8 protein-coding genes are annotated in these 6,271 nt (G+C 49.8%); 4 read left to right on the forward strand and 4 right to left on the reverse strand.

The genetic code is table 11. From position 1 onward, the window contains the following. Positions 1–308, forward strand: a 308-nt coding sequence (locus tag AXW79_RS00765) for a transposase (protein ID WP_211271106.1), incomplete at its 5' end; no start/stop codon positions are given. An 11-nt stretch (positions 309–319) separates the two neighbouring features. Here the strand turns inward: AXW79_RS00765 and AXW79_RS00770 are convergent. Then, the gene (locus tag AXW79_RS00770) at positions 320–1,132 is read right to left on the reverse strand and encodes a hypothetical protein (protein ID WP_011898771.1); all 813 of its coding nucleotides are present in this window, start codon (positions 1,130–1,132) and stop codon (positions 320–322) included. Between the two features lie 10 nt (positions 1,133–1,142). Further along, positions 1,143–2,030, reverse strand: a complete 888-nt coding sequence (locus tag AXW79_RS00775) for a HEPN domain-containing protein (protein WP_005311115.1) — start codon at positions 2,028–2,030, stop codon at positions 1,143–1,145. 701 nt (positions 2,031–2,731) lie between these two features. Here AXW79_RS00775 and AXW79_RS21910 point away from each other — a divergent pair. From AXW79_RS21910 to AXW79_RS22630, 3 genes are all read left to right on the forward strand, one after another. After that, a complete protein-coding gene (locus tag AXW79_RS21910) occupies positions 2,732–3,046 on the forward strand; it encodes a DUF1353 domain-containing protein (protein ID WP_225854431.1) in 315 nt (104 codons plus the stop codon). After that, positions 3,033–3,491 (forward strand): glycoside hydrolase family protein, encoded by a 459-nt coding sequence (locus AXW79_RS00780; protein ID WP_005311111.1) that lies wholly within the window; start codon positions 3,033–3,035, stop codon positions 3,489–3,491. The genes AXW79_RS21910 and AXW79_RS00780 overlap by 14 nt, the downstream gene beginning before the upstream one ends. Before the next feature lie 177 nt (positions 3,492–3,668). Continuing rightward, positions 3,669–3,812, forward strand: a complete 144-nt coding sequence (locus tag AXW79_RS22630; protein WP_155268755.1) for a hypothetical protein — start codon at positions 3,669–3,671, stop codon at positions 3,810–3,812. A 75-nt stretch (positions 3,813–3,887) separates the two neighbouring features. Here AXW79_RS22630 and yjjG read toward each other — a convergent pair whose 3' ends face one another. Together yjjG and AXW79_RS00790 are read right to left on the reverse strand one after the other, a co-directional pair. Further along, the gene (gene yjjG, locus AXW79_RS00785; protein ID WP_005311107.1) at positions 3,888–4,568 is read right to left on the reverse strand and encodes a pyrimidine 5'-nucleotidase; all 681 of its coding nucleotides are present in this window, start codon (positions 4,566–4,568) and stop codon (positions 3,888–3,890) included. An 8-nt stretch (positions 4,569–4,576) separates the two neighbouring features. Further along, the gene (locus AXW79_RS00790; protein WP_005311105.1) at positions 4,577–6,073 is read right to left on the reverse strand and encodes a M17 family metallopeptidase; all 1,497 of its coding nucleotides are present in this window, start codon (positions 6,071–6,073) and stop codon (positions 4,577–4,579) included. Positions 6,074–6,271 lie beyond the last annotated feature (198 nt).

The following is a 6,271-nucleotide window of genomic DNA, read 5'->3' on the forward strand; positions in this document are numbered from 1 at the left end:
TGCTGGAAAAGCTGCGCCACCACTACCGACGAGCCAAAACCATCACGCTGATCCTCGATAACTACATCATTCACAAAAGCAAACAGACCGAGCGATGGTTGAAGAAGAACCCCAAGTTCTGCCTGGTATTCCAGCCAGTTTACAGTCCTTGGGTTAATCACATCGAACGGCTGTGGCACAAGTTACATGAAACCATCACGCGCAATCATCAATGCAGAGGGATGGCCAACCTGCTGGCTCGAGTGAAATACTTCATGGATACCGTGTCTCCTTTCCCCGGGAATGGCTATGGCACAGCGAAGGTGTAGCACTATTAGGATCAGTTATTTAGTTCATCCCCACTGATATAGGTCGGGATCCCTTCGCCGTTCACCCCATTTCGATGAACGATGTCATGACGGGTACCAGCTATCGAATCCATTTTCGATAAATCGAACTCGAACTTGATATCGACCATCATAAATCGATTAAACACCTCTTCAATCTTGTGCCATGACAATTTAAGTATCGATGACATGAGATCTCGTTTGACCCCATCAATACAACATACGATGTGACCATCACCATTTAATAAGTCATGAATGTCAAACTTAGGTGGAGCATAGTGTTTCTGTTTTGCGAGATACCGACCCATGACACTATCAGAACTGAATACCCGTTTTAAGAATATTTCAACGGTGAATGTTTCAAGGGTTGTATAGACACTTGAATGAATTAACCCTCTAAAGTGCTGTTGAATCGAATGTGAGCGGAATGTCTGCTGTGATTCAACCAACTCATCAATTCTATCCATACTTTCTATGAATTGCTCGTATGGATTTTTTGGTACCTTCATATCCCACGGTTCAAATGGATCACCAAAGGAAACCCATATACCAGAATTATGATATTCTAATTCTTCGGCAAGCTCACGAATCACATCTTCATGTATCCATGGGTGAAAGGCATCCTTCAACACATCAAACAATGATATTTTTTCTGAGTTCATCAGAGACATTAGAGGGCTAGTGCTCTCCACATATGTATAATTCTCATTTAACCAAACATCCATCCTATCAAGCTGATCATTCCTATCCATATCCGCTATCTCATCCATGAACACATAGCGGCCATCAATTTCAATACTGGACATTATTCACCCCTCAAATTGAATTCTTTGACCCTTTTTCATGACCCCTGATTTTATCGGCGAGTATCACAATTGTGACGATGGCTTCACCAATATCATTTTCACTAATGGTCAAGGGTTCATCATCAGCCGTGCGACCATTTCGGTGAACTATATCATTGCGCTTTTGTATCACTGGATAAAGCCCACTCGAAGCAAGTTTAATATCGATACCCAGACAATTAAACCTAGTTGAAACCTTGCCCAAGTCATGCCATGAGGCTTTAACTAAATCGTCCTTGAGTTTATCTGTTCGAGCTTTAATGAGATGATCAATGTGTTCCTGCCCTTTTAAAAGGTCTAACAACTTTGGGTTTTCAAGTGGAAATTCTTTCTGCTTTTCGATGAACTGGTGAAGGCTATCATTCGATTCAAATAGTTTATTGATGAAAGCTCGAACCATATACGCCTCAAAGGAGGTGAATATATTGGCATACAGAATCTGAAATAGGTGTTGTTGAAAATCTTGACCACCTAGCAGGTGAGCATTGTTTTTCATTTCAATAATTCTATCGATGCTTGTCTGAAATATCGCGTATGAATCAGCCTCATCAACATCACTAGTCCAATACAATCGATTATCCATTGTTGATACCCAAATGCCAGCACCATGATGTTCTATCTCATCGGCCACTTGTTCAAGTACTTCATAATTCACAACATCATCAAAAACCTCATTTAATTCAACAATGGGGTCAACTTGATAATGTATTTGCGATTGATATCTATAATGATCATTTCGTGGGATATACTCATGATAATCATTGAACCAACGTTTTAATATATCGAGTTGCTGTTGCTTTTCTAATGATGCCAGTTCATCACTTGAGAATATTTGACCATCAATAATAATCTCTGACATAAAACCTCCATTATCATATCGAATAGAGTACCATTTCAGATCCCCGTGTGGAACCTGATTTAGTCCTGGCTAAAAAGAATATGCCCTTGTTGGATTAGTTTTTTTCACCCATGGGATTTGGAATTAGATATTTTCATCCATATGATTCCCAATCCAGTTTAAAACTCCAGTACCGATTAAAAAAGTATTTTAAATATGTGACCTAGATTTGAAATACCCCGCGATCAATTCTCATTGGTGATACGACTCGACCCCTCCCCTAACGCGCATCACGCATCACACGCCCGCCTTGCTCATGTGTATCACCTCGACAATCACCGGCCCGCTCACCATCGAACACACCACCTGTATTTCATTTCGTCCCTATCACCTCCCCAACAACCCGCATCAATCCCCGCCTGTACACCTCGATAAATACCCCGTTAGTTCCTCATTCACCCACTTCCATAACCAACAACATCACCGGTCACATCTTAAATCCAAATCACCACAACAAACGAAATTAAATCTCCCTCGTCATCAACACCCATTTTAAACCTCACCCATGTGTCACCTATAGAGCTGACATCCAATCGATATTTTTCCTCGGATACAACCCAATAAAAATCTGAGTACCGAACGAATAAAAATCTGATTCCGATGTGGGTTTAAATCCAACAGAGGATAAATCTCAAATGCTTAAATATAAAACATTGGCACCAATGCTATTCGAACTATTGGAGCCACATACATTCACCGTGAACGGTATTGAGTACACCGTACCCGCAGGTTTTAAAACCGATGGTGGAACGATACCACGTGCCCTATGGGCGATCACATCACCGACCGAATACCTAGATCAGTACCTCGTACATGACTATCTATACACGGTTGGATCACAGAAGTGTATCACCCGTCAGTCTGCCGATGCCCTATTGCGTGATTCCCTAATCGAGGCGGGTATGAGTACACCCCTTGCCTATACGGTCTATATAACCGTTCGTATGTTTGGGGGTTCGCATTATGTCCCTCACTGAGAACATTAAAAGTGGTGAGGGAACCAAGGAATACCAGCGGCATATCGGCACCTTCGATAATGGAATGTTCCTCAGATATAAAGATTCATTGGGTTATTGGACTATCGGATATGGTCATCTGATTAAACCCAACGAGTCATATACACGAATCACCGAGGATAAGGCCGAGGAATTCCTGATGATGGATATCGAACAGGCTAAGCGCGGTGCCATAGCAATTCATGGCCCTATGTTCCACAAGGTGTCACCAAGGATTCAAAACCTTCTAATCGAGATGGTATTCCAATTGGGCGAAGATACGGCGCGAACATTCAGGCGATTCAATGCGGCACTTGCCGAGGGTGATTATGATCAGGCTGCCCGTGAGCTTGTCAGTTCAAGATGGTACAAGCAGACGCCCAATCGTGTGAAGGGACATATCGACACCCTGATAAATCAACGATAAACACCCAGCGGGGGAGGATGGGAGAAAATTGGAGTTCTCATAAACACCGCACCTCCTCGCATTTAAACGAAATTCAGTTTTTTCGACCCCAATTCCCCTGATGGGTTTATCTAATTCCCATGCCCGCTGCCCCATCATTTATCCCACGTTTTTAACCACTGTATTTCAATCTAACCCGTGTGGTTATTAGATTCCTCGTTAAAAAACACCTTCAAGTCCCCCGCGCCTCACCACCATCCGGAGTTCGACTTCGACGAAGCCGTGCTGGAACACGGGGTTGCCCTGCTCGAGTCCTGGCTGCTCAGCCGCCTCGGTACCTGATCCCCTCAAGATCACAAAAGGCAGCCTTGATGGCTGCCTTTTGTGTGTCTGGCGATCCGCTTGCTGCCCTGGTGCTTACTGCCCCAGCACTATGGTGGAGAGATGGGCGAAGTGGTGGATCTCGTGGGTCGCATCGCACTCGGTGTCTTGACGTGCCGGATTGTACCAGCAGGTGGCCAGCCCCTGGGCCGCCGCACCGGCGATGTCGGTCTTGGGGTTGTCCCCCACCATCAACACCCGCGCGGGGCTCGGCAGCCCCATCAAGGCAAGGGTATGCTGGAAAATGGCGGCGGCCGGCTTGGTCACCTGCACTTCGTCAGAAATGACCAGCGGCTCGAACCACTCGCTCCAGCCCAGTTTGCTGAGGCGACCACGCTGCGGCAGGCTGAAGCCGTTGGTAATGATCCCCATCCTAACCTGGCCCTTGAGGGCCTCCAGTGTCTCGACGACCCCTTCAAGGGGCACGCTCAGGGTAATGATCTGCTGCAAGAAGGTGTCGTTCATCGCCATGGGCGCCACGTCCACCTGCTCGGCGAACAGGGAGAAACGGGTCTGCTGCAGGTGCGCTGCATCAATTTCGCCCGAATTGTACTGTTGCCACAGCCGGTGGTTGAGCGCGTGATACTCCGCCATCTTGGGGGGTGTGGGCGCCACACCGTAGATCTGCAGGGTCTGCTCCAGGGCCTGGGCGACCGGGAAATCGAGCAGTGTTTCGTCCAGATCGAACAACACCCAGTCATAACTTGGTACTTTCACGTTATTCCTTAATTTTCTTGTTCATCGAGTTCATGGCGGCGGCCCAACGGGCTGCCCAGCAAGTCCAGCGTCAACCTGACCCCGAATCCGGTCACTTCACTGCTGACCACGCCATTGCCCCCCTTGCTGCGAAAACCGCTCAAATCAAGGTGCAACCAGGGGGTCTGCTGGGGCACAAAGCGGTTGAGAAAACGGGCGGCATCGATGTGATCCGGCGACGCGCCCGGCGCACACTGTAGCAGATCGGCCCACTCGCTATCGAGGTTGTCGTCGTAGTCTTCATCAAGCGGGAAGGGCCAGATCCGCTCGCCGCTGCGCTGGCCAAGACTTATCAAGTCACAGAGCCACTGGGGCCGGTTGGTAAAGGCACCGCTGTAGCGGCTGCCCAGCGCCCGTTTGCAGGCACCGGTCAGAGTGGCGTAATCGATCAGCAGATCCGGATTGTCCTGTACCGCCATACAGAGGGTATCCGCCAGCACCATGCGCCCTTCGGCATCGGTATCCACCACCTCTATGGTGGTGCCGTTGAGCGCGGTTACCACCTCCCCCGGCCGGTAAGCCAGCGGGCCTATGTGGTTCTCTGCGATGGCGAGCCAGCAGTGCACCTCATAGGGCAGACTGGCCCGGCTGATCGCATAGAGAGCACCCAGCGCCACGGCACTGCCGCCCATGTCCAGGTGCATGCCATACATGCTGCCGGCGACCTTGAGGTTGTAGCCACCCGAGTCGTGGCAGATCCCCTTGCCCACCAGTGCCACCCGGCGCACCGGATTGGGCGGGCAGTAGCTGAGCTTGACCATGGCGGCCTGGTTGTCTTCTGAACCTCTTGCCACTGCGATGAAAGCGCCGGCGCCCCGCTCAGCCAACTGGGCCTGATCGTACTCGAACCACTGCCACCCTTCGACCTGAGCCAACTGGCGTACCCACTCCCGATAGCTGCGTGCGGTGAGATCGGAGGCCGGCGACACCGCCAGATGCCGCGCCATGCCGTTGCCTTCGGCTTCGGCGTAGATCCGCGCCAGATCCAGCACACAGCGCGGTGACACCGCAATCTGCTGATAGCGCCACTCGTCCTCGACACAGTGCTTGTGACTGGGCATAGGCACGTTCGCCGCCAGCAGACAAGCCAGTGCCAGCTCGGCCAGCAGCGCCCTGTCTCCTTCGTCAAACCCTTCAAGGTGCACCCCCATCCGCTCGATCTTGAGGCCAGCCAAGGGGACTACCCAGGATCTGGCCTGCTTGTAGAGGGCGTGATCACGTACAGGATGGCTGCCCATGAAGACCACCAGTTGCAGGCTGTTATGCTGCACCAGGCTGTAGGGAGCCTTCTGGCCCAGTGCTATCTGGGTCGCCACGGGGGCGAATTCGGGCATGGCAAGGACAGGATCACGCAACTCTTCCGCGATCAGCAACAAGTTGGCCGAGAGCCCGTTGGTCATGGCCTGACTCAGGGTGGCATCATGAATATCGATTTGAGGGGGGAGATAAGTGAAATTTTGCATCATTGGGCAAGGCCCTCGTCCATGAAGAGATATCACTGATGATACCCAACAAAACGCGAAGACGACCAGATTTACACTTGAAAATCAATATCAAGCGTCATGATGCACTGATGTGACGAACGGCTGGACACACAGGGAAATATAAGGAGGGGGTAATACAGAAAGAGGGAAATAACGGAAGGTTGGTTGCGGGGGCCAGAT

The sequence above is a fragment of the Aeromonas salmonicida subsp. salmonicida genome (assembly GCF_001643305.1).
Classification (GTDB): Bacteria; Pseudomonadota; Gammaproteobacteria; order Enterobacterales; family Aeromonadaceae; genus Aeromonas; species Aeromonas salmonicida.

Bases quoted from the DNA above. Each gene is read 5' to 3' on its own strand.
- AXW79_RS00775 (WP_005311115.1), bottom strand. From the start codon at position 2,030: ATGTCAGAGATTATTATTGATGGTCAAATATTCTCAAGTGATGAACTG.
- AXW79_RS00780 (WP_005311111.1), top strand. From the start codon at position 3,033: ATGTCCCTCACTGAGAACATTAAAAGTGGTGAGGGAACCAAGGAATAC.
- AXW79_RS21910 (WP_225854431.1), top strand. From the start codon at position 2,732: ATGCTATTCGAACTATTGGAGCCACATACATTCACCGTGAACGGTATT.
- AXW79_RS00770 (WP_011898771.1), bottom strand. From the start codon at position 1,132: ATGTCCAGTATTGAAATTGATGGCCGCTATGTGTTCATGGATGAGATA.
- AXW79_RS00790 (WP_005311105.1), bottom strand. From the start codon at position 6,073: ATGATGCAAAATTTCACTTATCTCCCCCCTCAAATCGATATTCATGAT.